At 48.1% G+C, this 24,130-nt stretch carries 21 protein-coding genes, 1 other RNA gene and 3 pseudogenes; 14 read left to right on the forward strand and 11 right to left on the reverse strand.

Annotated elements, in window-relative coordinates:
* Positions 1 to 76 precede the first annotated feature (76 nt).
* Genes E7746_RS06960 through E7746_RS06970 form a run of 3 tightly spaced genes read right to left on the reverse strand, consistent with a single transcriptional unit; the run spans position 77 to position 4,069 of the window.
* Positions 77 to 1,723: a hypothetical protein gene (locus E7746_RS06960; protein WP_202877172.1), complete on the reverse strand. Its 1,647-nt coding sequence runs from the start codon at positions 1,721 to 1,723 to the stop codon at positions 77 to 79.
* 1 nt (position 1,724) lies between these two features.
* On the reverse strand, positions 1,725 to 2,759 hold the full coding sequence (locus tag E7746_RS06965) for an HlyD family secretion protein (protein WP_136410298.1): 1,035 nt from the start codon (positions 2,757 to 2,759) through the stop codon (positions 1,725 to 1,727).
* Entirely contained in the window at positions 2,756 to 4,069 is a 1,314-nt protein-coding gene (locus tag E7746_RS06970) for a TolC family protein (protein WP_136410299.1), read from the reverse strand. Before E7746_RS06970 ends, E7746_RS06965 begins: the two co-directional genes overlap by 4 nt.
* A 520-nt stretch (positions 4,070 to 4,589) precedes the next feature.
* On the opposite strand from E7746_RS06970, the gene E7746_RS06975 reads away from it, so the two are divergent.
* The 3 genes from E7746_RS06975 (at position 4,590) to E7746_RS06985 (ending at position 6,687) form a co-directional block, all read left to right on the forward strand.
* Positions 4,590 to 4,928: a hypothetical protein gene (locus E7746_RS06975; RefSeq protein ID WP_136410300.1), complete on the forward strand. Its 339-nt coding sequence runs from the start codon at positions 4,590 to 4,592 to the stop codon at positions 4,926 to 4,928.
* A 12-nt stretch (positions 4,929 to 4,940) separates the two neighbouring features.
* Complete coding sequence (locus E7746_RS06980; protein ID WP_136410301.1) at positions 4,941 to 5,399, forward strand: Cas9 inhibitor AcrIIA9 family protein; 459 nt, start codon at positions 4,941 to 4,943, stop codon at positions 5,397 to 5,399.
* Between the two features lie 88 nt (positions 5,400 to 5,487).
* Positions 5,488 to 6,687: a PcfJ domain-containing protein gene (locus E7746_RS06985; RefSeq protein WP_168184327.1), complete on the forward strand. Its 1,200-nt coding sequence runs from the start codon at positions 5,488 to 5,490 to the stop codon at positions 6,685 to 6,687.
* A 103-nt stretch (positions 6,688 to 6,790) separates the two neighbouring features.
* On the opposite strand, the gene E7746_RS06990 is transcribed toward E7746_RS06985, so the two are convergent.
* Positions 6,791 to 7,042 carry an HAD-IA family hydrolase gene (locus E7746_RS06990; protein ID WP_317130903.1) on the reverse strand — a complete coding sequence of 84 codons (252 nt, stop codon included), beginning with the start codon at positions 7,040 to 7,042 and terminating at the stop codon, positions 6,791 to 6,793.
* Between the two features lie 117 nt (positions 7,043 to 7,159).
* On the opposite strand from E7746_RS06990, the gene E7746_RS06995 reads away from it, so the two are divergent.
* Entirely contained in the window at positions 7,160 to 7,885 is a 726-nt protein-coding gene (locus E7746_RS06995; RefSeq protein ID WP_136410304.1) for a metallophosphoesterase, read from the forward strand.
* A gap of 58 nt (positions 7,886 to 7,943) precedes the next feature.
* Here E7746_RS06995 and E7746_RS07000 read toward each other — a convergent pair whose 3' ends face one another.
* Entirely contained in the window at positions 7,944 to 8,519 is a 576-nt protein-coding gene (locus tag E7746_RS07000; RefSeq protein ID WP_136410305.1) for a Crp/Fnr family transcriptional regulator, read from the reverse strand.
* 145 nt (positions 8,520 to 8,664) lie between these two features.
* Between E7746_RS07000 and E7746_RS07005 the strand changes: the two genes are divergently transcribed.
* Positions 8,665 to 8,991, forward strand: a complete 327-nt coding sequence (locus E7746_RS07005) for a DMT family transporter (RefSeq protein WP_136410306.1) — start codon at positions 8,665 to 8,667, stop codon at positions 8,989 to 8,991.
* 314 nt (positions 8,992 to 9,305) lie between these two features.
* Here the strand turns inward: E7746_RS07005 and E7746_RS07010 are convergent, their stop codons facing one another.
* A complete protein-coding gene (locus E7746_RS07010; protein WP_136410307.1) occupies positions 9,306 to 9,950 on the reverse strand; it encodes an HAD family hydrolase in 645 nt (214 codons plus the stop codon).
* A 295-nt stretch (positions 9,951 to 10,245) separates the two neighbouring features.
* Between E7746_RS07010 and E7746_RS07015 the strand changes: the two genes are divergently transcribed.
* The 7 genes and pseudogenes from E7746_RS07015 (at position 10,246) to istB (E7746_RS07040) (ending at position 16,731) form a co-directional block, all read left to right on the forward strand.
* Entirely contained in the window at positions 10,246 to 10,506 is a 261-nt protein-coding gene (locus tag E7746_RS07015; protein ID WP_238337376.1) for an HU family DNA-binding protein, read from the forward strand.
* Between the two features lie 3 nt (positions 10,507 to 10,509).
* Positions 10,510 to 10,815, forward strand: coding sequence for a nitrous oxide-stimulated promoter family protein (locus E7746_RS07020; RefSeq protein WP_136410308.1), 306 nt, complete (start codon positions 10,510 to 10,512; stop codon positions 10,813 to 10,815).
* A 6-nt stretch (positions 10,816 to 10,821) separates the two neighbouring features.
* Positions 10,822 to 10,971 carry a hypothetical protein gene (locus tag E7746_RS15110; RefSeq protein ID WP_168184328.1) on the forward strand — a complete coding sequence of 50 codons (150 nt, stop codon included), beginning with the start codon at positions 10,822 to 10,824 and terminating at the stop codon, positions 10,969 to 10,971.
* Positions 10,972 to 11,384: 413 nt separating this feature from the next.
* A pseudogene (gene recD2 / locus E7746_RS07025) lies at positions 11,385 to 13,545 on the forward strand (SF1B family DNA helicase RecD2).
* Positions 13,542 to 14,219 (forward strand): hypothetical protein, encoded by a 678-nt coding sequence (locus tag E7746_RS07030; protein WP_136410309.1) that lies wholly within the window; start codon positions 13,542 to 13,544, stop codon positions 14,217 to 14,219. Before recD2 ends, E7746_RS07030 begins: the two are co-directional and overlap by 4 nt.
* 161 nt (positions 14,220 to 14,380) lie before the next feature.
* Positions 14,381 to 15,971, forward strand: a pseudogene (istA, locus tag E7746_RS07035) (IS21 family transposase).
* The gene (gene istB, locus E7746_RS07040; RefSeq protein ID WP_136410310.1) at positions 15,955 to 16,731 is read left to right on the forward strand and encodes an IS21-like element helper ATPase IstB; all 777 of its coding nucleotides are present in this window, start codon (positions 15,955 to 15,957) and stop codon (positions 16,729 to 16,731) included. The pseudogene istA (E7746_RS07035) and the gene istB (E7746_RS07040) overlap by 17 nt, the downstream one beginning before the upstream one ends.
* 138 nt (positions 16,732 to 16,869) lie before the next feature.
* Here the strand turns inward: istB (E7746_RS07040) and E7746_RS07045 are convergent, their stop codons facing one another.
* The 4 genes and pseudogenes from E7746_RS07045 to ssrA all read right to left on the reverse strand — a co-directional run bounded on the left by E7746_RS07045 (position 16,870) and on the right by ssrA (position 20,838).
* A complete protein-coding gene (locus tag E7746_RS07045; RefSeq protein WP_136410311.1) occupies positions 16,870 to 17,118 on the reverse strand; it encodes a hypothetical protein in 249 nt (82 codons plus the stop codon).
* A gap of 237 nt (positions 17,119 to 17,355) precedes the next feature.
* Positions 17,356 to 18,132: an IS21-like element helper ATPase IstB gene (istB, locus tag E7746_RS07050; protein WP_136410312.1), complete on the reverse strand. Its 777-nt coding sequence runs from the start codon at positions 18,130 to 18,132 to the stop codon at positions 17,356 to 17,358.
* Positions 18,116 to 19,706, reverse strand: a pseudogene (istA, locus tag E7746_RS07055) (IS21 family transposase). Before istA (E7746_RS07055) ends, istB (E7746_RS07050) begins: the two are co-directional and overlap by 17 nt.
* 733 nt (positions 19,707 to 20,439) lie before the next feature.
* Positions 20,440 to 20,838, reverse strand: a transfer-messenger RNA (tmRNA) gene (ssrA, locus tag E7746_RS07060).
* Positions 20,839 to 21,026: 188 nt separating this feature from the next.
* Here ssrA and E7746_RS07065 point away from each other — a divergent pair.
* Positions 21,027 to 22,472, forward strand: a complete 1,446-nt coding sequence (locus E7746_RS07065; RefSeq protein WP_136410313.1) for a Na+/H+ antiporter NhaC family protein — start codon at positions 21,027 to 21,029, stop codon at positions 22,470 to 22,472.
* A 236-nt stretch (positions 22,473 to 22,708) separates the two neighbouring features.
* Positions 22,709 to 23,137, forward strand: a complete 429-nt coding sequence (locus E7746_RS07070; protein ID WP_136410314.1) for a hypothetical protein — start codon at positions 22,709 to 22,711, stop codon at positions 23,135 to 23,137.
* Between the two features lies 1 nt (position 23,138).
* On the opposite strand, the gene E7746_RS07075 is transcribed toward E7746_RS07070, so the two are convergent.
* Positions 23,139 to 24,104 carry a hypothetical protein gene (locus tag E7746_RS07075; protein WP_136410315.1) on the reverse strand — a complete coding sequence of 322 codons (966 nt, stop codon included), beginning with the start codon at positions 24,102 to 24,104 and terminating at the stop codon, positions 23,139 to 23,141.
* Positions 24,105 to 24,130: the final 26 nt, after the last annotated feature.

Raw genomic sequence — 24,130 nt, forward strand, 5'->3', positions numbered from 1 at the left:
CTATGCCACTCTTCACAAATGACAGCAGTCCACGAGCCGAGACAGTGATATGCCGCCTTCCTACGTTGACGGCATATCACTGTCTCGCCTTTCCGGGACTGGACATACACTTTCTCTTTTCAACAGATGATTTCGAAGTGGTTCTCACCATGTGCTTGATTATACGGCGTATTGTGCTCCATTTCGGAAAGATTGCGAATGGTCGTACCGAACTGTAACTTACGAGTATTACGGTGAGCGATGCGAGGGCAACGATAAGCAGCCAGCCGTAAATCTCTTTCATGGAAACGACTAAAGCCTGTGTCTGTACCATTCCATATAGCTGTCCAAGCGTGGCAAATGCTATGTCGGGATTTGTTCCTGAAATGTTGGCTCCAAGCAAGGCTGCATTTTTTGCCATAGTGTGACGCAGGATTTCTCCGATTATCGCGGGGCCAAAGGTCGCTCCCATTACAGCACCTGTGAAGCCGTTGATTGTAAGAGCCTGAGGGAATACCTGAAAAGGTAATCCGCTCTGCACTATTGAGGTCAGGAATACGATTGATATTATCACGGCCGCCGCACCACGGAAAAAGAGCGGGATGAAGAGCATCTCTTTCTCAACCCCGTAGTCTATGAAGAAATAGAAGTACGCGAGATATACAATCGCCAGGGCAAAAGCAATGACTGTCATGGCCTTGTAGCGCCATTTGCGCAAAGCGAATGTGAGGTAGGTAAAGGCACATCCGGCAACAATACCGGCGAATACATACCAGTTCAGGTCTATGAGGTTTATCTCGTCAAAACCGAGAATATTTGCTGCATAGCTGTGTTCAAAGACGTGTTCAGTGGCTATGAGTGTGAAAAACACGAGATATATTCCGGTGGCGCGGATCACATTCCTGTTTTTCATTGCCTGAAATGAGATGTAGGGATGATGGAGAAACGAAGCCCGCCAGAGATTTATGCCAAGACAGGCGAGCCCAAGGAGCGCAGCTCCCCGGATTTCAACGGCCTCCCACCAGTCGAAATAGTTGCCATACACGCAGATGAAAGTGAAGCATAACATAAAGCCTGCCCAAAGTATTGCCCCGATCCAGTCAATGCCGAGCAACGGTATGAACATCGGTCCGCGTACAGGTTTCACAAGTATCATCACCATTATCATCATCAGGACAAGCAGTCCGATCATTATCCAGTGCATGTATTCCCATTGAGAGAAAAATGCCGTGTATATGGTGGCTATTCCGCTGAGCTGGATAACGCTGTCAACTATTATATAGACATAGCAGAAGAATATCGCCATATCCCTGACAGGCGTCAGCCAAAGCTGAATAGTGGAATTGCAGGCGAAAGTAGCCTGCATCCTGAACCATCCGGCTATGAAGCAGGTAATCACCAAAAGCGGAACATTGGTTGTATGGGCGCATATCAGATTTGCGGCAATCAGGACGATGCCGGATACAAGCAACTGTATCCGAGCCGAGAACCTGAACTTTATGCGGAACATAACGGCAAAGTTAATAGCCAGCCCTATGAGCGAGGCATATCCCGCCATCAGAATATCTTCCTGCATCAACCCGGTTGTCCCAACCATATCAGAGGCGGCGGCGAGATAGACACCGCCTGAGAACTGCACGATCAGGACAAAGAATATGAACAGATACGGTTTTAACCGTCGGGGAATATAGTAAGGGACATCCGGTATGTCAAACGGGCCCTGCGGAGCGTGCCAGTCTGCCATGTCAATACTTCACGCTACATTCCACATTCATTCCAGCACGCAGTTTTGCCATTTCCTCCGGTTTGTTGTCGGCACTGAATTCAATTCTTACCGGCACACGCTGACGCACTTTTACGAAATTTCCCGCTGAATTGTCCTGCGGCAAAAGTGACAGAGACGCACCCGTGGCAGTTGATATGGACTTGACCTTGCCGTTGAACACAACTCCCGGAATTGCATCTACCTTTATCTCGACATCGCAGCCCGGCGCAATGTGATGAAGCTGAGTTTCCTTATAATTGGCTGTCACCCATATATCCTGAGAATCAACAACGTCAAGCAGTGTCTGACCGGGCTGTACGAGTTGACCGACCTGTATTTCTTTTCGTGAAGTGTAGCCGTCGCACGGAGCGGTAATGGCAGTATAGCTGAGATTAAGCTCCGCTGTTTCAAGCAATGCTTTTGCCAACTCAATACCGGCTTCCGACTGGGATATACGCTGACGGTTAATATCCACAACAGCCGAGGTTGCCGAGCGCTGGCGCGACAGCATTTCATAGCGGGCTTTTTTCGCCTCATAATCCGTCTTTGCCCCGTCATATTGCTGACGTGTGACGGCATCCTGTGCCAACAGCTTCTCATAACGGGCAAGGTCTGTGGCAGCCATTTCCATAAGCACCTTTGCCTCTGCGATGGAAGCCTCGCTTACAGCCACATTCGCTGAAGCGGAAGTGACCGATCGGTCGGCTACATCATGTCCGGCAAGGGCGTTCTGATAATCCGCACGGGCGCGGGCTACGTTAAGGCGCATATCCGCATCGTCGATTATGACGAGTGTGTCACCCTTTTTCACGGGCTCATACTCGTTGAAACGGATTTCCTTGATATATCCCTGCACACGGCTGTTGACAGGGACTATCTGTTGACGCACTTGGGCATTGTCGGTAAACTCGACATCCCCGAGATAGATAAACTTACCCCCTACCCAGATTGCGGCTATGGTGATTACTGCTATTGTGACGATATAGGAGAGTATCTTTTTGCTACGGTGTTTCATATCTTTCCGGTTGAGAACAAGAGTTTGTAATAATAGTAAATTATGTTGATGCGGGCGTTTACGAGCCGTTGCTCCGCATCAAGTTTTGCATTTGCCGCATCGAGCATATCTGTGATAAGTGCCATATCAGCGGAATAGCGGGTCGATGTTGTGCGGTAGTTCCTTTCGGCGAGTTCCACACTTTTCTGCTGTGTTTTAAGCTCCTCGTATGCTTCGAGGTAATGGACATGGTCAGCATTGACCGCTAACGTCACATTCTCGCGTGTCGCATCCAACTGTTCTAAGGCTCTTTGTGTGGCGGCACGGCTTTTGGAAAGCGACCTATTGCTTTTGTAGAGAGATGAGATGTTATAGCTTACGCCTATCCCGACATACCAGTAACTTAGATTGCGGTTAATTGGGGGTACCTCCACAAGTATAGGGCCATCCATGCTCCATCCGGCTTGTAGCCCTATCTTAGGCAGACGCTCCGAGCGCACAAGCGACTCCGCCTTACGGCTTATGTCAACACCTGAACGTGCGAGGCTAAGAGACGGGGAGTTTGCTTCTGCCTCGGCCTGCCACCATTCAGCCCCGTTTTTCGGCAGGGATCGCACCAATATCATACTATCGGGAACTATCACTGTTCCGTCCGGGAGTCCTGATGTCGTGACAAGATTGGTATTGAGAATTTCGATTGTATTGTTGATTTTTACCAGTTGCAATTCAAGATTTGAAACGAGCAACTCATATCGGGTAATGTCATTCTGCAATGCCGTGCCCTGCTCGTATCTCGCCCTCATCTCCTGAAGCACCTTTTGGGCTGCGGCAATATTGCTTTCCACCACCGCCCTCAGATTATTGTACTTGTAGATGTCGAGATAAAATCCTGTCAGTTGGAAACGGATATTGTCGCGTTGCAGGTCTGTCGCGAACCTTGCTGCAGTGGATTTCAGTTCGGCAAGTTCTATGGCACTTGTCACCGCTCCGCCGGTGTAAACGGGTTGTGAAATGTTTAGAGACAGCCCTGTGCCGAGATGCGGAATCGGGGCTTTCTGATAGTCACTGAAATTGCGTTTAGTTGTGAAACCGTCGCCAATATAGCTTAGTGACAGCGATGCGTTGATGTCGGGCAGACGACCTGCGCGGGCAACTCTGATTTCTCGCTCGGCCTCGGTCTGCGCTGTAAATGACGGGCGCAACTGTGCGCTGTTGGTTTCGGCACTCTCGAAAATTTCTTCAAGAGTCACAACCGACTGGCCATAAGCACACACCCCGCCGCTCGACAGGACTACTGACAACAGTCCTGTGAGCAATCGAAGATTGTTCATACAGTTTTTATGAAATAAAATTATGTGTTGGGATTGTTTTACAGCCTCATGGCTATGGCTGTCATGGGCAATTCATCAAATCGCCGAATGACTGGAAATTGAAGCCGTGCTTTTCCAGTTTTCAAGAAATCCCCAGTTTCTAACAACGGGGCAATTCAGGATAATGTGATAATAGTTTTCTGACATAAACATCGTGACTCTATGTGAATCACGCTGCAAAATTACTCAAAAAATCTGAAATCAGAGCAATTATGTGACAGTATGTTTTCACCGTGCCGGAGTCGTGGCTCCCGTTATTGTCTAATCAACAACGATTTTCAACTTGCTTGCCATTGGGGAACGTGTGGTGCCGGGGATATTCTTTTGCCTTTTGCCTTTTGACTGAAAAATCTCCAGACCTCCCGTCGGTCGGCTTGTATTTTTCCGCCAAAGGCGAACATCCCCTCAGTTCACCACACGCCTTGTAGGTGTCAAGCAAGCGAAAACCGATGGTGATATACAAATAAAAAAAGTCGCAACGATGAAATCTGAAAGATTCACGGCTCCAAAAATAAACAATCGCCGTAAAACAAACAGCCACATAAAAGGTCAAAGCGAAGCTCAAAGCCTCAGGTTCAACCAAATAAAAAGGGTTGCAACGACAAAGTCCTCACGAGTGAGCTTAAAGCGTATGTCAGCCGTAGGCTGGTACGCGGTGGCGAAGCCATTAAAACTCACCGCAAAGGTGGTGGCAATCATCATCGGAGCAATAATCGGAACTCTGGTGTGGGCGATAGTCAGACCTGTAATCCGAGGTGCGGGCTGGGTTATATCCCTCATAACCGCAATACTGATAATCTATTGGTTATTCACACTTTAATACAATACTGATATGGCAAACTCAATGAAATCCAACAACGCTGCAATCGCAGTTATGCAGCAGATGCTCCAAGAGCGTTGCATCGCAGAACCCACCTTCGCTATCAAGATGGCTCAACCGAACAAGAACATGGAAGGCGCAGTAAATCACCTTTGCAGAACTATCCAAAAGAGCGGTCTGTGCGTAGTAGATGACAAAACTGTAGAAAATATCCTCGTGGACTACTTTGATGAGTCGAACATCGAGGATGGCGGAAGTCCTATCAACTGCAACATCGTGGTATCCAGGCCGGAACTCACCGATGAGGATAAGGTGGCTCTCAAAGAGCAGGCTATGGAGCAGTTCAAGCAGGAACAACTCCGGGAACTCCGCAGACAATCCCAGCCGAAGGCACAACCAAAGCCGACCGCCACCGCTCCCAAAGCCGGAGCAGAGATAGACACTATCCCCAACCTTTTTGATGAACTCTAAACACCCCAAGACAATGAAACCCCGTAACAAAAAACAACAGCATATAGTGGATTTGAGTGGGCGACTTCGCCCGCTCACCACTCCACAAATGAATTGGGCTCTCAACTCAACAATCAATCACTACGGATACCGCCTTAAATCCGGAATGTGTACCTGTATGAAATGCGGTCACGAGTGGTTGGAGAGTCGTAACGGAATGTGCCTATGTCCCGAATGTGGCACACAACTTGAAATCAAGGACACCAAAGAGCGTGTAATCCGCGACAAGTCCTATTTCAACGTAATCACTACCATTGAAGGCTATCAGGTAATCCGCATGTTCCTGATGATAGTTGAAATGCGCAAAGGATTGAAGGCAAAGCCAGCCTTTCTTGAAATCGGCAGTTACTGGATTGACTGCAAGGGCAATACCACCGTAGTGGGATTGCAGGGAACTTTGGGATACTACATAGACAGTTTCGCCTTTGGCTCTCCATTGGAGATAAGGCGTGATAACGATGCTTTCCGACACATATCCGATGAATGGGTTTACCCTCGCATCAAGGTAACTGACACCATCAAGCGCAACGGATTCAAAGGCAGTTGCCACCATATCCACCCCGTGACACTCTTCCAAGAATTGCTGACCAACCCCAAAGCCGAGACTCTGATGAAAGCCAACGAGATAGAATTACTCCGATACTTATGTTATAGACCTATCAACAAGGTTGACATCGAGGACTATTGGAACTCTATCAAAATAGCCAACCGCAATGGCTACAAGGTCAATAACTCGCAGATGTGGATAGACACACATCAAGATGTTGGAGCGTTGTGGCAGAGACATACAATCCCCAAGTATGTCTGCCCCGCCAATCTCCAAGAGGAACACGACCGATATGTGAGAAAACTCCAAACCATCCAAGAGAAGGAGAAGAAAGCCGAGGACATCCGCAAAGCCCAAGAGAGGGAAGCGAGTTTCAAAGAGCAGAAAGAAAAGTTCTTCGGCATCCGTATCAACGACGGAGAGATTGAGGTCAAGGTATTGGAAAGCGTTGAGGAATACCGACAGGAGGCTGAAAGTCAGCATATATGTCTGTTTAGCGCAGCCTATGACCAGCGTGAGGACAGCCTTATCTTCTCAGCGAGGATAGACGGCAGAATAATCGAGACCATTGAGGTTGACCTCAGAACCCTAAAGGTGGTTCAGTCAAGAGGAGTCTGCAATCAGAACACCGAATACCACGACCGGATAATCAGACTCATCAACGCCAACACACACCTAATCAAAGAGCGAATTACAGCATAACAATAGATTTCATAGTCAGAGCGGACGTCCTCGTGATGAAGTCGCCCGCTCATTTTTGCCAAAAATTTTGGCCGCCAAAAGGCGGCGTTTGGTGCTATGTGTTTTAGTATTGTAAACTGATATAATCCTCAATAATTTTGACAAGCGAATCGCTGCCGGGCTTGACCTCTACACCCTGCCATCCCAATTCCTTGGCAACCGCTATGTTATAAGGAGAGTCATCAATGAATAATGTTTTCTCCGGATTTATGCCGAACTCTTTGGCAGCTATATCTAAGATTTTCTTATCCGGTTTAGCCACGCGAGCCTCATAAGACTTTACCATGCCCTCGAAATAGTAATTGATGAGCGGAATATAAGGGTCTAAGGCCCCGCAAAGTTACTAAAATTGAGATACATTTCGTAAATTTGCAAACAGAATTTCGAGACGTGTATTTGCTCTGATTTGTTATATTGATAAATATACTGAGTTATGGACTATAACAATGATATAATCGTCATGCCTGATATTCACGGACGTCAGTTCTGGCGCCGTGCCGTTGAACTATATCCTGATGCGGATACAATTTTTCTCGGAGATTACCACGATCCCTATCCGGCTGAAGGAATCACAAATGAGGAGTCTCTTGCAAATCTTCGGGAACTTTTTGACTATGTAAAGAGCCATGATAATGTACATCTTCTGATGGGTAATCATGACCTCAACTATTTTGCTGATTTTGGGAAGAAAGTGCGGTATGATGAAAAAAATACCCGGACAATCAGGTCATTACTGACCGAAATGTTGCCAAGAATGACTATCGCAACGACACGCATAGTCAGTGGCAAGACCGTTTTCTTCAGCCACAGTCCGGTATTGGTTGATTGGGTCAAAGATGCAGGAGTGTCCGATGATGTTCCGACTCTTGTTAAAACATTGAACGACTCAATCAAGAATCTTGACACTGACCCGTCAGAAGCTGTAAAGCTACTCAGATATGTACCCTCTTACCGAGGAGGTGAAGCGCCTTTCGGCTCTCCTACATGGGCCGATGTGCGCGAACTTGACAATGACGGCAAACAAATCATTGACACGATTGACTACTCAATTTTTGCACATACGCGAGTAAATCCGCCTAGGATAACCTCAAGGTGGGCAGATCTCGACAGTCAACGAGCATTCCGACTTACGCAGGAACTGAAGCTGATTGTAATTTAGGGAACTGCATCAAAAGTCCTTATCATAAGCTACCAAGGAAAATGATTAAAATTGTGAGTTAACCGTTATCCTTGGCAATCGCCGCCCTTATTCTGCTTAAACTAACCTGTGTTATGCCGAGATACGATGCAATACATCCCAATGGCATTCGTTGTAATAAATTAGGTTGAGTATCAAGAAAGTCCTGATAACGTTCGGTCGCTGTTGAAAGAAGTAAGGTAATAACACGCATTTCAGCATCAAGAAGTTCAGTTTCAGCAAATCTACGTCCCCAGTTCGCTATATTAATATCCTCCTTGAAAAGGCGTAGCAATACTTCTCTCTTTATAACGTAGAGTTCCGAATCTTCCATGAGTTCCATTGTTTCGTAGCCGGGTTGGTCTCTTACATAGCCCATCATAGATACAATAGTAGCACCTTCCTCTCCAATCCAGAAAGTAACCTCCTTGCCATCGACAAGAGTATATGCTCTAACAATGCCTTTTGCTATGAAAAACACATCACGTTCTATCTTGCCTATTTCAAGAACATTATATCCTTTGGGGTAACAGACTCTTTCCATTGACTCACATATTTTGGTCAATGAACTCTCAGGCAGTTTATATCTGCAATCTATTATCTCTTTTATATCCATAGTAACGAGATTGCAAAATTACAAATAATTCAGCACGTGGTTATTATTTATCAAATGTAAAATATAGTCCGACGCATTCTTGGTAATTTTGCACTCGGAATTGGAATTAACAGGCCCCAAATTAAAATCGTATATAATTTATCATATGAACTGGATTTTTTTACTTCTTGCAGGACTGTTTGAAGTCAGTCTCGCGTTTTGCTTAGGCAAGACCAAAACATCTGTTGGCACTGAATATTATTGTTGGGGTGCAGGTTTCCTTTTGTCAACGGTTCTCAGTATGTATCTGTTGGCCAAAGCTGTCCAGACATTGCCTATAGGTACAGCCTATGCTGTTTGGACCGGTATTGGTGCAGTAGGCACAGTCATCATGGGGATAGTTTTTTTCAAAGAACCCGCTACTCCGATACGACTATTCTTCATCTTCACGTTGATTGCATCCATAATAGGCCTGAAGCTTGTAACAAACTAAACTATTTAGTTATATCCCTGTTTTTTCAGACAAGTGATGTTATGGATTATAGACGCAGGTCGCATAAATGGGTGGCATGAGTGCCACCCATTTATGCGTGATGAAACCGAAATATTTCAGAACCTTCATTATCTATCAGCAACCTAATGTTGTGCTCTTTGTCCATGTGTTTGATAAATATATCAATATCGTTGTGGATACACGACTCAAAGCAGACCGAGGCATCCACATACCAGCCACATTTAATGCAGTTCAGCATGTATTTTGAGCGAAACAAAGATATTATTTCAACCACATGATTTCTTTTCCATCAATCAGAGAATATTTTTAAGATTAGCGAATGAGCCAATAATGTAGTCAGCACCTGCATTTTGCAGTTCGGCTATAGTTCCATTTCCGTATGTCACACCTGTAGTCTTGCACCCTGCTGACTTACCCATAAGGATGTCTACGCCGGCATCGCCAACAACGAGAGTCTCGTTGGCTTGCCACCCCATTAGGTTGGAAATAGTGAGAACTGGTTCGGGGGATGGTTTTCCGTTCTTGACGTTGTCACCACCAATAATCATGTCAAACAGAGTCGACATTTTCAAACTGTTGACTATTTCTTCAAGCGAGAACCTGTGTCGGCTACTCGCAATTGCCAAATTATATCCGCTGTCTTTCAATTCCGTCAGCGTTTCGGGCACTCCTTCAAATGCAATAATTGACCCCGGGGTATTATACGTCTTGAAGAGGCGTTGGTATGTCTTAGTGTATATCTCGCCAAGACCCGCTCTATTAGGAAACAGTTTTGACGGAATTTCATGTAATCTTAGCCCGATAGTCGATTTGCATTCTTCGCGTGAAGGAGCCGGCAAATCAAGTTCTTTGAATGTTGCAAACATGGTTGCAAGAATGACCGGTGCTGTATCTACAAGAGTGCCATCGAAATCAAATATTATGTTCTTAATCATCATCTTTTAATTCAAGATAATTATTATTCCTTATGGTCGCTTGGTTACGTTTGTGATAAATGTATTTGTAGCCTTTTATTTTGAATGATTTGAGACTACAAAATTAACTAAAATTGTCCGATTTTTAGTAACTTTGCATTACGAAAACGTATCAAATTCAAATAACTACAAGAAAATGACAAAAGCAGAAATAGCGAGTGAAATATATTCGCGCATGAGCCGAGAGCGCATGTCGGCGACCGCGAAGCAGGTGACCATCGGGAACAACCCGGTGCGCGGTGCGAAGCACTCGGACTCATTGCAAATCGCAAAGACAACCGGCATCGACAAGGCTGCGGTTGTTACCGTTATCGAACAGTTCATGACGGTTGTGAAGGACAGCCTCGCACACGGCGAAAATGTATATCTCCGTGGTTTTGGTTCATTCGTTGTGAAACAGAGAGCCGAGAAGACCGCCCGCAACATCAGCAAGAACACTACACTCGTTATCCCTGCTCACAATATTCCGGCTTTCAAACCCGCAAACGTATTCAAAAACGAGGTTTCCGGACTGAAATAATTTATGAATCGCATAGAACGGGAGAAACTGGTGGTTAGACAGATGATTGCCATCTATTGCCATAGGCATCATGCTCACAATGATAATATTCTATGTGATGACTGCCTTGACCTCTTGAACTATGCCCATAGGCGTCTTGACTATTGCCCCAAAGGCAACGGCAAGTCAAGTTGCCGTAAATGCGAGATTCACTGTTATTCCACGGCTAACCGTGAAAAGATACGTGCAGTGATGAAATATGTCGGCCCACGAATGATATTCATACATCCGTGGTCTGCCATACGCCACTTGATTACAGAATTTTGTTGATTATCTATGGAAGAAGAATTTGAAGACTATGGAGAAAATACAGTTGATGATATGATGGTCGATTACGACTACCACATCAACACCGGCGACCTCCCCGAACTATTTGATGAATCATCGGTTGACGACTTTATCGCCAACCTTAATGACTGGGACTGAAATATGGGACTGCTCAACCGAATAAAGAGAACCAACGTAACCCGTAATATCTGGACTCAAATGGCTCAGATAACTGTGATTTGCGGACTTATTGCCGCTACAGGAGTCGCTGTAACCTGCAATCAAGGAGACCATTGCGGTCTCGCATTTGTCAGTGTGGCAGCAATTTTAGCTGTTGCCATTGTTTTTATTGCTTGGTTGGTATGATTCATATATGTCATCTGGGCTAAACGCTATCTGACTCCAATGGCTCCACACGGGTACAAGATACTCAATTCGATTGATTTTTGTCTTTTCACATATTGGATAATCGCTTCGATTTTCAAAGTTGCGATTGGTGCATGGGTAGTTCCAATAGTGGCACTAATCTGGATAGCATCCATCGCAATAGCAATAAAATATCGTGAATCTAAATGATTAAACTCCGGTGTGTCGTCGAGCATATCACTTACCAGAATGAGAAAAACGGCTGGTCGGTGATGAAAGTCAAGGTCAAGGGGTATGACAATCTCGTGACCCTGACCGGCTCGTTGCTCGACGTACCCGTTGGAAGTGTTCTTCTTGTTGACGGTGACTGGCGCGTTGACCCAAAATATGGACAGCAATTTGTGGCGCAGTCATGGGGCGAGGTAATGCCCGCCACTCTTTATGGCATTGAGAAGTATCTCGGCAGCGGGCTGGTCAAGGGTATCGGCCCGGCATACGCCAAGGCTATTGTCAGTAGATTCGGTCTGGAGACAATCGACGTTATTGAAAACGACATAGAGCGGTTGCTTGAAGTGCCACGTCTCGGCAAGAAACGGATGGAGAAAATCCGTGATAGCTGGGAAAAGCAGAAAGACATCAAGGAGGTTATGGTGTTCCTGCAAGGGTATGGCGTAAGCACCGCCTTTGCCGCCAAGATCTACCGCAAGTATGAACAAGATCTACCGCAAGTATGAAAAGGAGTCGATTGCCAAGGTCAAAGAGAATCCGTATCAGCTTGCCGATGACATCTGGGGCATCGGTTTCAAGACAGCCGACAGCATAGCCTCGAAGATGGGCTATGAGAAGAACTATCCTCGCCGTTGTCGTAGCGGAATACTTTACGCCCTCAATGAACTCGCCGAGGATGGTCACGTCTATGCCGAGCCTGATCAGTTGGTCGAAGCCGCCACCAAACTGTTGGATGCTGAGGAAGCACCCGTGCGTCAGGCTCTCACCACAATGATAGAGACCAAGGATGTTATCGCCGACAACGATGTGATTTATCTCCCTCCGTTCTATCATGCCGAGAACGGTTCGGCAAAGCGGTTACAGTCGCTACTCGCCGACACATCCCTCTTCAATTCCGATATTGCCGCAGAACCGGAAGCCGAATATGGCGTAAAATCCGGTGGCATAGTCTATGACGAAGTACAACAGGCGGCAATTCAGAAGGCACTCGACTCAAAAGTCATGGTGCTGACAGGCGGGCCCGGCACAGGCAAGACGACCACCACACAAGGCATAATCGCCGCGTTCAAAGCCCGGCACATGAGTATTCTTCTCGCCGCTCCCACAGGTCGCGCCGCCAAACGGATGACCGAAGCCACCGGCATGGAAGCCAAGACGATACACCGTCTGCTGGAATACAATCCGATGGACGGATACAAACGTAATGACGAGAACCCGCTGGAGGGTGACGCTCTGATTGTGGATGAATGTTCGATGATTGACATCCTGCTGTTTTACAATCTGATGAAGGCTATCCCATCAAATATGCGCCTGATACTCGTGGGCGACATCGACCAGTTGCCGAGTGTCGGAGCGGGCAATGTGCTTCGTGACATCATCGACTCACAACAGATTCCGGTGGTACGGCTGACCCGCATCTTCCGTCAGGCACAGTCGAGCCGGATTGTGATGAATGCCCACGCCATAAACGCCGGGCATTTCCCTAACATCAAGAATGGTCTTAACACCGATTTCTTCTTCATAAATCAGGAGGATGCCGATGAAATGGTCAAACTCATCATCGGACTTGTGCGCGACCGTCTGCCGAAGAAATATGGCTATCCGCCAAAAGAGATACAGGTACTGACACCGATGCAACGTGGCACGGTCGGAGCCGGCAACCTCAACATCGAACTGCAAAACGCCCTAAATCCTACGGGTCCGTCATTGGCTCGTGGCGGTTACACCTTCCGTCAGGGCGACAAGGTGATGCAGATTCGCAACAACTATGACAAGAATGTATTCAACGGTGACATCGGCTATATCACCGCTGTTGATGCCAACGAACGGACTCTGACCGTCACATTCGACAGCCGCCTTGTAGAATACGACATAACCGAACTTGACGAGATTGTATTAGCATACGCCGTCACAATTCACAAGAGCCAAGGCTCGGAGTTTCCGGTTGTGGTGATGCCTGTGACGATGAAACACTTCGTTATGCTCCAGCGCAACCTCATCTACACCGGCATAACCCGCGCCAAGAAAATATGCGTACTCGTAGGCACCACCAAAGCCCTCGCATACGCCATAAAACAAAATACCGTTTCCAAACGCAACACCAAGCTGAAAGAGCGGCTAAACAAAAATAGCTTATGAGTAGTAAAAAATATATCGCGACACTAATCGCCATTAGCGGCTTCCTAACCGCATTTGCCGACACCGACAATCTCACAGGAGCTTGGAAAGGCCCGAAGGATTTGATGGTCAATCTCTGCATTGACAATGATAAGCAGTTGTATGTGGGATATTGCGGTATTCTCCGCACCTACGGCTGGGTGGATTTCTCAACAAGCCTCACTCCTGATTCACTTATAATAAAGTCTGCCGATATAGGAAGTCCGTTCGAGGGACGCTTCAAAATCGAGTCTGACAATAGACTCGTCGGAAAACTTGAAATGGGCAGTCATGGCGATGATTGGTATTTCAACGGCAATGCCGAGCTTGTTAAAGAAAAGCCTGTAATGCCGGAAAATCTTAACCCAAAACTTGAAGGTATCATACTTCCATCAGATTATGGTGTGCTGGCTCGTGACCGGAATATAGCATGGGAAGCTCTCTCAATCCTAACCCCAAAATCATACGGCTACGCAGAGAAAAACATGGTGGAAAAACTGCTGAACGCAAAGACATATCCGATTACACCGGAAGATATGATAGGTTTTCACCGTGTGCGTTCCATACAGATAGATGCCCGTGACGGCATATTCTCTTATCCGTATTTCAATTGCAGGTTCAAGAAAGCCGATGGTGGAAAAGTCGGTGCAGATTGACCCCTGTCGGCGGGAAAATGTGACCCTTTTCGTCGAAATAAGATTGACCCTCGGCGACGAAATAAAAATGACCCCTGTCGGAATACTCCGCAAGGGATTTTTTTGTAGTTTTAGAAATCCAAGTCCTGGCACGGCGGGGGTAAATCTAAAATTACAAATTTATGGTTACAAAATTAAAAAATATCCTTCGATGTTACCAGTCGGGGATGGGATTAAAGGAAATTGCCGCGGTTTTCCATATATCCCGCAACAGCACGCGCAAATATGTGCGTCTGTTTCAGTCGAGCGGCAAGTCCATGGAAAAGCTTCTTGCAATGACGGAAGAACAACTCCGGCAGGAGCTTGGGCAGGAGAAGGTGCGACACAGCAAACCTTCAGAGCGTGAGACGGAGCTTGAAGCACTTCTTCCCGAGTATGCAAAACAGCTGACACGCAAGGGTATGTCCAAGGCACGGCTGTACGAGCGGTATCATGCTGCTTATCCTGACGGCTATGGACTGACGATGTTCAAGCAGGCTCTCCGTCAGTACCTGCATCAAAGCAAGGTGGTCGGACATGTGGAGCATTATGCCGGAGACCAGATGTACATCGACTTTGCCGGAGACCGCCTTGAGGTGGTCGACTGCATGACGGGCGAGACTAAAAAAGCAGAGGTGTTCGTCGCGATACTGCCTTTCAGTCATTACACTTACTGTGAGGCCGCATGGTCCCAGCGCAAGGAAGACCTCATCAAAGGATGTGAGGGCGCCATGCAATACTTCGGCGGCGTTCCTGCCGCGATAGTGCCGGACAATCTCAAGGCGGCCGTAAGCAGAAGCGACCGCAACGAGCCGGTGATCAATGAAGTGTTCGCCGCATTTGCCGAGCATTACGGATGTGCGGTATATCCGGCACGTGTCCGGCACCCCAAGGACAAGGCCCTGGTGGAGAATGCCGTGAAACTGCTTTACAAATCCGTCTATGCCGATATCGAGGGAATGACGTTCGGCAGCCTTGACGAGCTTAACACCGCCATCCATATCTCGTTGCTCGATTTCAACGAAAAGACAATGGCCGGGCGGAACGTCTCACGAGTGCAGATGTTCAACCGTATGGAGAAAGACCAGCTGCGTCCGCTGCCCGAGCGGAGCTTCACTGTGAAGGAACGCAAGCTGATGACTGTCGGAAAGAACTGCTATGTGTCGCTTTCCAAGCATCACTACAGCGTACCCAGAGAACATGTCGGCAAACGTGTGGTCATTCTCTATGACGCCGACACCGTGGAGATATAATCTTGTGGCGGTTCACGACCGCTGCGACATCCCCTATGCCTACTCATGGAAACGGGAGCACAACCTGCCGGGCCATTACGGGGCTTACGACAAGGACCTTGAGGAACTGTTCGTACGCGCCGGACAGATCGACAACATCGTGCTCGACTATCTCCGGGAAGTAGACAGACACCTACAGTATCCGCCGAAGTCCTTCAGCTCATGCCGTGGGATAATCACCCTTGAAAAGAAGTATGGGGCCGACCGTCTCATCGCGGCCTGCGCCTGTGCCGGAATGAAGGCGGAATACGGTTACCAGGCATTGCGCCGGGTGCTCGAACTGGGTGAGGACGCAGACTTCCTGCCGGATGAAAACGGCAGCATCTCCCGGCCGCAGGACCCCGTTCCTTCTCTGATACACAAAAATATACGTGGCCGTGAATACTTCCTGGCCCGGAACTCAAACAACAATAAAAAAGACAACAATGGAAACAGACAATAAAACCGCCCCTGTATCCGCAGTACAGGACCAGAACCAGATCTCGCTCGATCTGATGAACCGAATGAAAATGCACGGCATGGCCGAAGCCTTCCGCGAAAGCATCGCCGGCACCACAGCACAGTCGATGACTCCGGACTCCTTCCTCTCGATGCTGCTCGCTCGGGAATGGGACTGGCGCGCTCAGGCCGCCATTGCACGTCTGACCCGAAATGCGTCATTCCGCTACAAGGCCTATATGGAAGAAATCGACTACACCGTCAGCCGGGGCCTCGACCGTAACCAGATGGAACGGCTCGCCACTCTCGACTTCGTGCGCCAGGGTACTAATCTCTTCATCACAGGTTCGGCAGGAACCGGCAAGAGCTTCCTGGCATGCGCTCTGGGACATGAGGCCTGCAAGCGCGGCATACGCACCCTGTACGGCAATGCCGCAAAACTTCTCGGCGCCCTGAAGGTGGCAAAAGTCAGAAACTGCCTTGAAGCCGAACTCAAGAAAATCGAACGCTGTCAGCTTCTGATTCTTGACGACCTGTTCCTTGTCCCTCTTGACGCAAAGGAACGTCCCATACTGCTGGACATAATCGAAGACCGGCACGAGCGCAAATCAATAATCATCACATCCCAGTATCCGCCCTCGGCATGGTACGACATGGTGGGGGATCCGACTGTGGCTGACGCTATCCTTGACCGCATAGTCCACTCCGCCCATACCATCGAACTCTCCGGAGAAAGCATGCGAAAACTCAAGGCTAAAAAGTAAGCCGGATATAAAATCGACAATATTAAATTGACCCCCGCCGCCAGGACTTTTCAGGGGTCAATCTTATTTTGACGAGGGGGTCAATTTTTTCCCGCCGACAGGGGGCAATCTGCACCGACTTTTCCAGTATGTAACGAATCAATTCTTTCCATTTCCGACGGCTCTCATCTTTAGGGCTGCAAGGTCGATGATGTCGCCGCTTTGGTCAGTGGCGTGGTCATACCATCGGTTTGTTTTGGTATCAACTACCAGCATCGGCTCCGGGTCGTCGCGTTGCGGTGCATAATAGAGCTTCATGTCATCGAAGGACTTGACCGGCTTTTCGCCGAGAGCCGCCAAGAACTCCGCCAGCGGGATATTCTTTATATTATTCTTTGTGTACCTCATAGGCTAAAACTGATATTTGAGGTGAACGCCATACAGGAACAGGAAATGCCCGGTGTCGTTTCCGAATACAAACCGCTCCTTGATGTGTGCGCCGAGCGCCACATGATCTGATGGAAAAGTCGGTGCAGATTGCCCCCTGTCGGCGGGAAAAAATTGACCCCCTCGTCAAAATAAGATTGACCCCTGAAAAGTCCTGGCGGCGGGGGTCAATTTAATATTGTCGATTTTATATCCGGCTTACTTTTTAGCCTTGAGTTTTCGCATGCTTTCTCCGGAGAGTTCGATGGTATGGGCGGAGTGGACTATGCGGTCAAGGATAGCGTCAGCCACAGTCGGATCCCCCACCATGTCGTACCATGCCGAGGGCGGATACTGGGATGTGATGATTATTGATTTGCGCTCGTGCCGGTCTTCGATTATGTCCAGCAGTATGGGACGTTCCTTTGCGTCAAGAGGGACAAGGAACAGGTCGTCAAGAATCAGAAGCTGACAGCGTTCGATTTTCTTGAGTTCGGCTTCAAGGCAGTTTCTGACTTTTGCCACCTTCATGGCGCCGAGAAGTTTTGCGGCATTGCCGTACAGGGTGCGTATGCCGCGCTTGCAGGCCTCATGTCCCAGAGCGCATGCCAGGAAGCTCTTGCCGGTTCCTGCCGAACCTGTGATGAAGAGATTGGTCCCCTGGCGCACGAAGTCGAGAGTGGCGAGCCGTTCCATCTGGTTACGGTCGAGGCCCCGGCTGACGGTGTAGTCGATTTCTTCCATATAGGCCTTGTAGCGGAATGACGCATTTCGGGTCAGACGTGCAATGGCGGCCTGAGCGCGCCAGTCCCATTCCCGAGCGAGCAGCATCGAGAGGAAGGAGTCCGGAGTCATCGACTGTGCTGTGGTGTCGGCGATGCTTTCGCGGAAGGCTTCGGCCATGCCGTGCATTTTCATTCGGTTCATCAGATCGAGCGAGATCTGGTTCTGGTCCTGTACTGCGGATACAGGGGCGGTTTTATTGTCTGTTTCCATTGTTGTCTTTTTTATTGTTGTTTGAGTTCCGGGCCAGGAAGTATTCACGGCCACGTATATTTTTGTGTATCAGAGAAGGAACGGGGTCCTGCGGCCGGGAGATGCTGCCGTTTTCATCCGGCAGGAAGTCTGCGTCCTCACCCAGTTCGAGCACCCGGCGCAATGCCTGGTAACCGTATTCCGCCTTCATTCCGGCACAGGCGCAGGCCGCGATGAGACGGTCGGCCCCATACTTCTTTTCAAGGGTGATTATCCCACGGCATGAGCTGAAGGACTTCGGCGGATACTGTAGGTGTCTGTCTACTTCCCGGAGATAGTCGAGCACGATGTTGTCGATCTGTCCGGCGCGTACGAACAGTTCCTCAAGGTCCTTGTCGTAAGCCCCGTAATGGCCCGGCAGGTTGTGCTCCCGTTTCCATGAGTAGGCATAGGGGATGTCGCAGCGGTCGTGAACCGCCACAAGATTATATCTCCACGGTGTCGGCGTCATAGAGAATGACCACACGTTTGCCGACATGTTCTCTGGGTACGCTGTAGTGATGCTTGGAAAGCGACACATAGCAGTTCTTTCCGACAGTCATCAGCTTGCGTTCCTTCACAGTGAAGCTCCGCTCGGGCAGCGGACGCAGCTGGTCTTTCTCCATACGGTTGAACATCTGCACTCGTGAGACGTTCCGCCCGGCCATTGTCTTTTCGTTGAAATCGAGCAACGAGATATGGATGGCGGTGTTAAGCTCGTCAAGGCTGCCGAACGTCATTCCCTCGATATCGGCATAGACGGATTTGTAAAGCAGTTTCACGGCATTCTCCACCAGGGCCTTGTCCTTGGGGTGCCGGACACGTGCCGGATATACCGCACATCCGTAATGCTCGGCAAATGCGGCGAACACTTCATTGATCACCGGCTCGTTGCGGTCGCTTCTGCTTACGGCCGCCTTGAGATTGTCCGGCACTATCGCGGCAGGAACGCCGCCGAAGTATTGCATGGCGCCCTCACATCCTTTGATGAGGTCTTCCTTGCGCTGGGACCATGCGGCCTCACAGTAAGTGTAATGACTGAAAGGCAGTATCGCGACGAACACCTCTGCTTTTTTAGTCTCGCCCGTCATGCAGTCGACCACCTCAAGGCGGTCTCCGGCAAAGTCGATGTACATCTGGTCTCCGGCATAATGCTCCACATGTCCGACCACCTTGCTTTGATGCAGGTACTGACGGAGAGCCTGCTTGAACATCGTCAGTCCATAGCCGTCAGGATAAGCAGCATGATACCGCTCGTACAGCCGTGCCTTGGACATACCCTTGCGTGTCAGCTGTTTTGCATACTCGGGAAGAAGTGCTTCAAGCTCCGTCTCACGCTCTGAAGGTTTGCTGTGTCGCACCTTCTCCTGCCCAAGCTCCTGCCGGAGTTGTTCTTCCGTCATTGCAAGAAGCTTTTCCATGGACTTGCCGCTCGACTGAAACAGACGCACATATTTGCGCGTGCTGTTGCGGGATATATGGAAAACCGCGGCAATTTCCTTTAATCCCATCCCCGACTGGTAACATCGAAGGATATTTTTTAATTTTGTAACCATAAATTTGTAATTTTAGATTTACCCCCGCCGTGCCAGGACTTGGGTTTCTAAAACTACAAAAAAATCCCTTGCGGAGTATTCCGACAGGGGTCATTTTTATTTCGTCGCCGAGGGTCAATCTTATTTCGACGAAAAGGGTCACATTTTCCCGCCGACAGGGGTCAATCTGCACCGACTTTTCCACTTCGGAGGAAGAACAGAATTTTGAATGTGTTCTGTTTCATCTTACATTTGGATTTTGTGGTTATGATTGCCCGAGTTTTACCCCTTGCAAAAATCATAACGAGTTAAACTAAATTTTGCTTAGACACATTTTGGCCAATAGAGGACGAATGTCGGACATCCATCCTCAGCCCATGTAAGAGGTATTGAAGATAAGGTAAAATCAGGTGTCAAATGTAAAGTAAGTCAGTGCCACTGCAACAATAAAATCCGTTGGATTTATTGTGTCCGAAAATGACCGGTTTTGACCGATAATTTCCGAGTTGGTGTTTTGTAACATGTTGCACTAAACACAGTTACGAGGCTTCTGGTGGCAATGGAGTGGCAATTTGGTATTGCAGAATTTTCTGCCACTAATTTGCCACCAATGGGTGTCTTGTTCGGTCTTTTTTCTGTCCGATGACGGTCCTGAGTCGTCATTTTTAGGCACTAAAAAAACCGCACAATAAGTTGATATTGTGCGGTTTAGTCTTGTTTAAACTTTTGTTGGCCGGAATCTGTCCGACCCGTCAAGTGGAGCTGGAGGGAATTGAACCCTCGTCCAAACGTGGAGTTAATGAGCTTTCTACATGCTTAGTCTTGACTTGGTTGTAGGGCAATGACAGGTTCAAGACCGCCAATCGTTGCCTTAGCCTTTAAAATTTCGGAAACCGCGCAAGGCTCTTGGCTTCCTATTCCCGATTTATCTGCACCACCTTATCGATCCGTCTCGGAAAAAGGACAATCGGGTGATGTCTTGTCTTCGCCACTGTGGCGAAGATTAAGCTAATCTACTGTACTTCGATTAAGCAGCAAGAGCGTAGTTGTTTTCGCCATTTAAAATTTTGATGTCCCATATTATAGAGCGTAGCCATCATTGCTCTGCATGCTTACACACCACCTCTACACGCTGTCAAAGCCAGTCAGCCCCGTAGATTTTGTGTAATTGGATGCAAATTTACTAATTTATATGTGATAACACAGCAATTGTCGAGGTTTTTAACACTTTTACAGTACATTAATGGATTAATTAAAGTTTTGTAGTATATATTACGGAGTATAATTGGTACCTTTGCACCCAAAAATAAAAATAGAGAGTTGAATAGATCTGTTAGAAAAATGAAATCGCATCAACCTTCGCTGGTTGCATCACTCATTCCTATTGCTGCTCTTATTTCCGGATTGGTAGCAGTCATTGTCACAAGCGGAGCTGATGCAGTGCAAAATATGAGCCAACCTATCCTTCTTACCGGAGCGTTGATTGCATTGCTTATAGCGATAGTGTTCTATCGCCGTCCGATGAAGGCATTCCGTATCGGCCTGATGAAAAGTGCGTCACAGATACTGCCCACAGTGCCCATTTTGTTGATGATAGGAACCGTATCGGCCACATGGATGCTTAGCGGAGTTGTGCCTACGCTTATCGACTACGGACTCGTGGCACTTAATCCCAAGATGTTTCTGTTTACCACCTGTGCAGTGTGCGCATTGATTTCGGTGTTGAGCGGAAGCTCCTGGACCACCATAGCAACCATAGGCGTTGCATTCATGGGCATAGGCACCGTGTGGGGCTACAGTCCGGGGTGGATAGCCGGAGCCATAATATCGGGAGCCTATTTCGGCGACAAAATATCACCGTTGTCCGACACTACGGTTCTGGCGTCATCGACCTGTGGCGTAAAGCTGTTTCCCCACATACGTTACATGATGATCACCACAGTACCGGCAATAGTCATAGCACTTGCAGTGTTTGCATTAGTGGGCATATTGACTCCGCCCACCTCGCAGGAGCAGTCGTCGGACATGATGCACTATCTTCATGCCACGTTCAACATAACTCCGTGGACACTCCTCATCCCCTGTGCCACAATACTGTTGCTTGTTATGAAGCTCGGCACCACTACAACACTTGCGCTCAGCACGCTGTTGGGTGTCATAGGCATATTCCTGTTCCAGCCGTCGCTGTTATCGACGATTGAAGGCACCGACAATCCGTCGCTGCTTATCCATGCAAAGGCCATATTCAACATACTTGCATCGGAAACATCAGTCCCCACCGGCCATGAGCTGCTTGACTCGCTTGTGTCGACAGGAGGCATGAAGGGAATGCTTTCAACCATATTACTTATACTGTGTGCAATGATATTCGGAGGTGTAATGATAGGCACCGGAATGGTTTCGACAATCACACATTCGGTGACCAAACGCCTTAAACGCTCCCAGAGCATCGTTTCGGCCACCGTGGGAACGGGACTTATGCTGAATGCCTGCACTGGCGACCAGTATCTTTCCATAATACTTAACGGTAATCTGTACCGCAATCTTTACCACCGCAACCGATTGGAGCCGAGGCTTTTGAGCCGTTCAATCGAGGACTCCACCTCGGTTACATCCGTGCTGATTCCGTGGAACTCATGCGGACTCACTCAGTCGTCGGTTCTCGGAGTCGCCACACTGCATTACCTGCCCTATTGCATATTCAATATAATGAGTCCGCTCATCACAATTGCCATAGCATGGGTAGGGTTCCGCATACGCAAACCTGCATATAAGGCAATAGCATAAATATAGAATAATCTATTATCAGAAACACGTGAGAGGGAACAATCCATCGCCATTGGATTGTTCCTTTTTTAACATTTAACTTTTTTAGCAATATCCCGCATATTTCATGTAATGTCGGGTATTTGCCGACATTATGGCAATATAAACGCAAACCGATAAAGTTAACATCAGTTATTAAGAACTAATTATGCTTGAATGTGTTATTATTGTATAATGATACATTAATACAACATCCTATGGTACACCGTAAATATCTTTTCACCATCGTTGGACTATTAATACTCCTTTCATGCAGCAGCAGTCTATGGGACGAATTACCCGGCCCCATCTCGGAATTCCTGTCGACCTACTATCCGTCATCTACAATAAGCAGCTACTCGGAACATAACGGAGAATACTATGTAACGGTGAAAAACGGAGCGTCACTTACATTTGACAGCAACTACCACTGGACCTTAATAAACGGAAACGGAGAGATTCTGCCTCAAGTGTTTCTTTACGACCAGCTTCCACCGGCCTTGTATCAATACATCGAAAGCCTTGAAGCACTCGACGATGTGTATGTCGCTTCCAACAACGCACGCAACTGCATGCTCACGCTCAAGGATTGCACAGTCGATTACATCTACGAAACCGGAAAGATAAGCGAAATAAGGCTGAAATAGGCTATCGCTTATAAAACCTCAATTGACTGCGATATACAGGGAACTTAAGCGTCAATATCATCTCATCGTCAACCATAGAGAATGTATCATCGTCCATGGGCACCATCATGCTGTCGTACCACGTAAGGTCGTAATGCGACTTGAAGGGGGTAGGCGTCATGCGTCCCTTAACCATCATGGGCTTCCAATTGGATGAGTTGACATCGGCACCGCCGACATATAGCAGCAAATACTCATCACCCTCCCTCACTATAGCCAGATCATAACGACCTCCCAACCGGGCTCGAGCATCATCGGTTTCACGATCAAGATAGCTCCAATAGCCCTCAATAGGGTCGACGCTTGCGGCAAATCGGTCATCAAGCATCGCCTTTGAATAGGAAGTCGCCAACAATCGGGGCTTATTTTCCTCCGACTCAGTAATCAACGACAATAGCTTGAATCGGCCGCTGTATAGAATAGCACATTGAGGTTGCACCGGTTTAGGGTACTCAACATCCATGACAAGTTCAGGCTCCTTGGCTCCTACAAACAACTTCATGCGCCCCCTATCCCACTCCACGGCAAGCGAATTGGCTCCCTTCTGAAGGCTCACACCGCGCTCCAGCGTGGTGACATGCTTAACAGCCTCCTCTCCGTTACGCCTCTCGACAACCGTCAGGTCAAGCACTCTTGAATCGGTCAAATCACCGAAATCGGTGTTTCGGACACCGATTCTCGCCATGCAGCAATTTGCATCGTCGACATAGTTCCAGGCTATTCCCCACCACTCCTTGGCGGAACCTCGCCGCTCCTTCACCCCAATCAGCTCTCCGCGAGCCTCAACGGCAATGAATACGCCCGATGTATCGACGTCAAACTCCGGCCTGTTGTCGCCCCACGACAACGGGTCATAATATTCACGCTTTTGTGAATTGCCTGAAAACACGACGGCAATAGCCAGGATAATTGAGAAGAGATGTTTCATGGTGATATAATATTTACGATATGAGG

Origin of the sequence: Muribaculum gordoncarteri, from assembly GCF_004803695.1 — a bacterium.
In the GTDB taxonomy this organism is placed as follows: Bacteria; Bacteroidota; Bacteroidia; order Bacteroidales; family Muribaculaceae; genus Muribaculum; species Muribaculum gordoncarteri.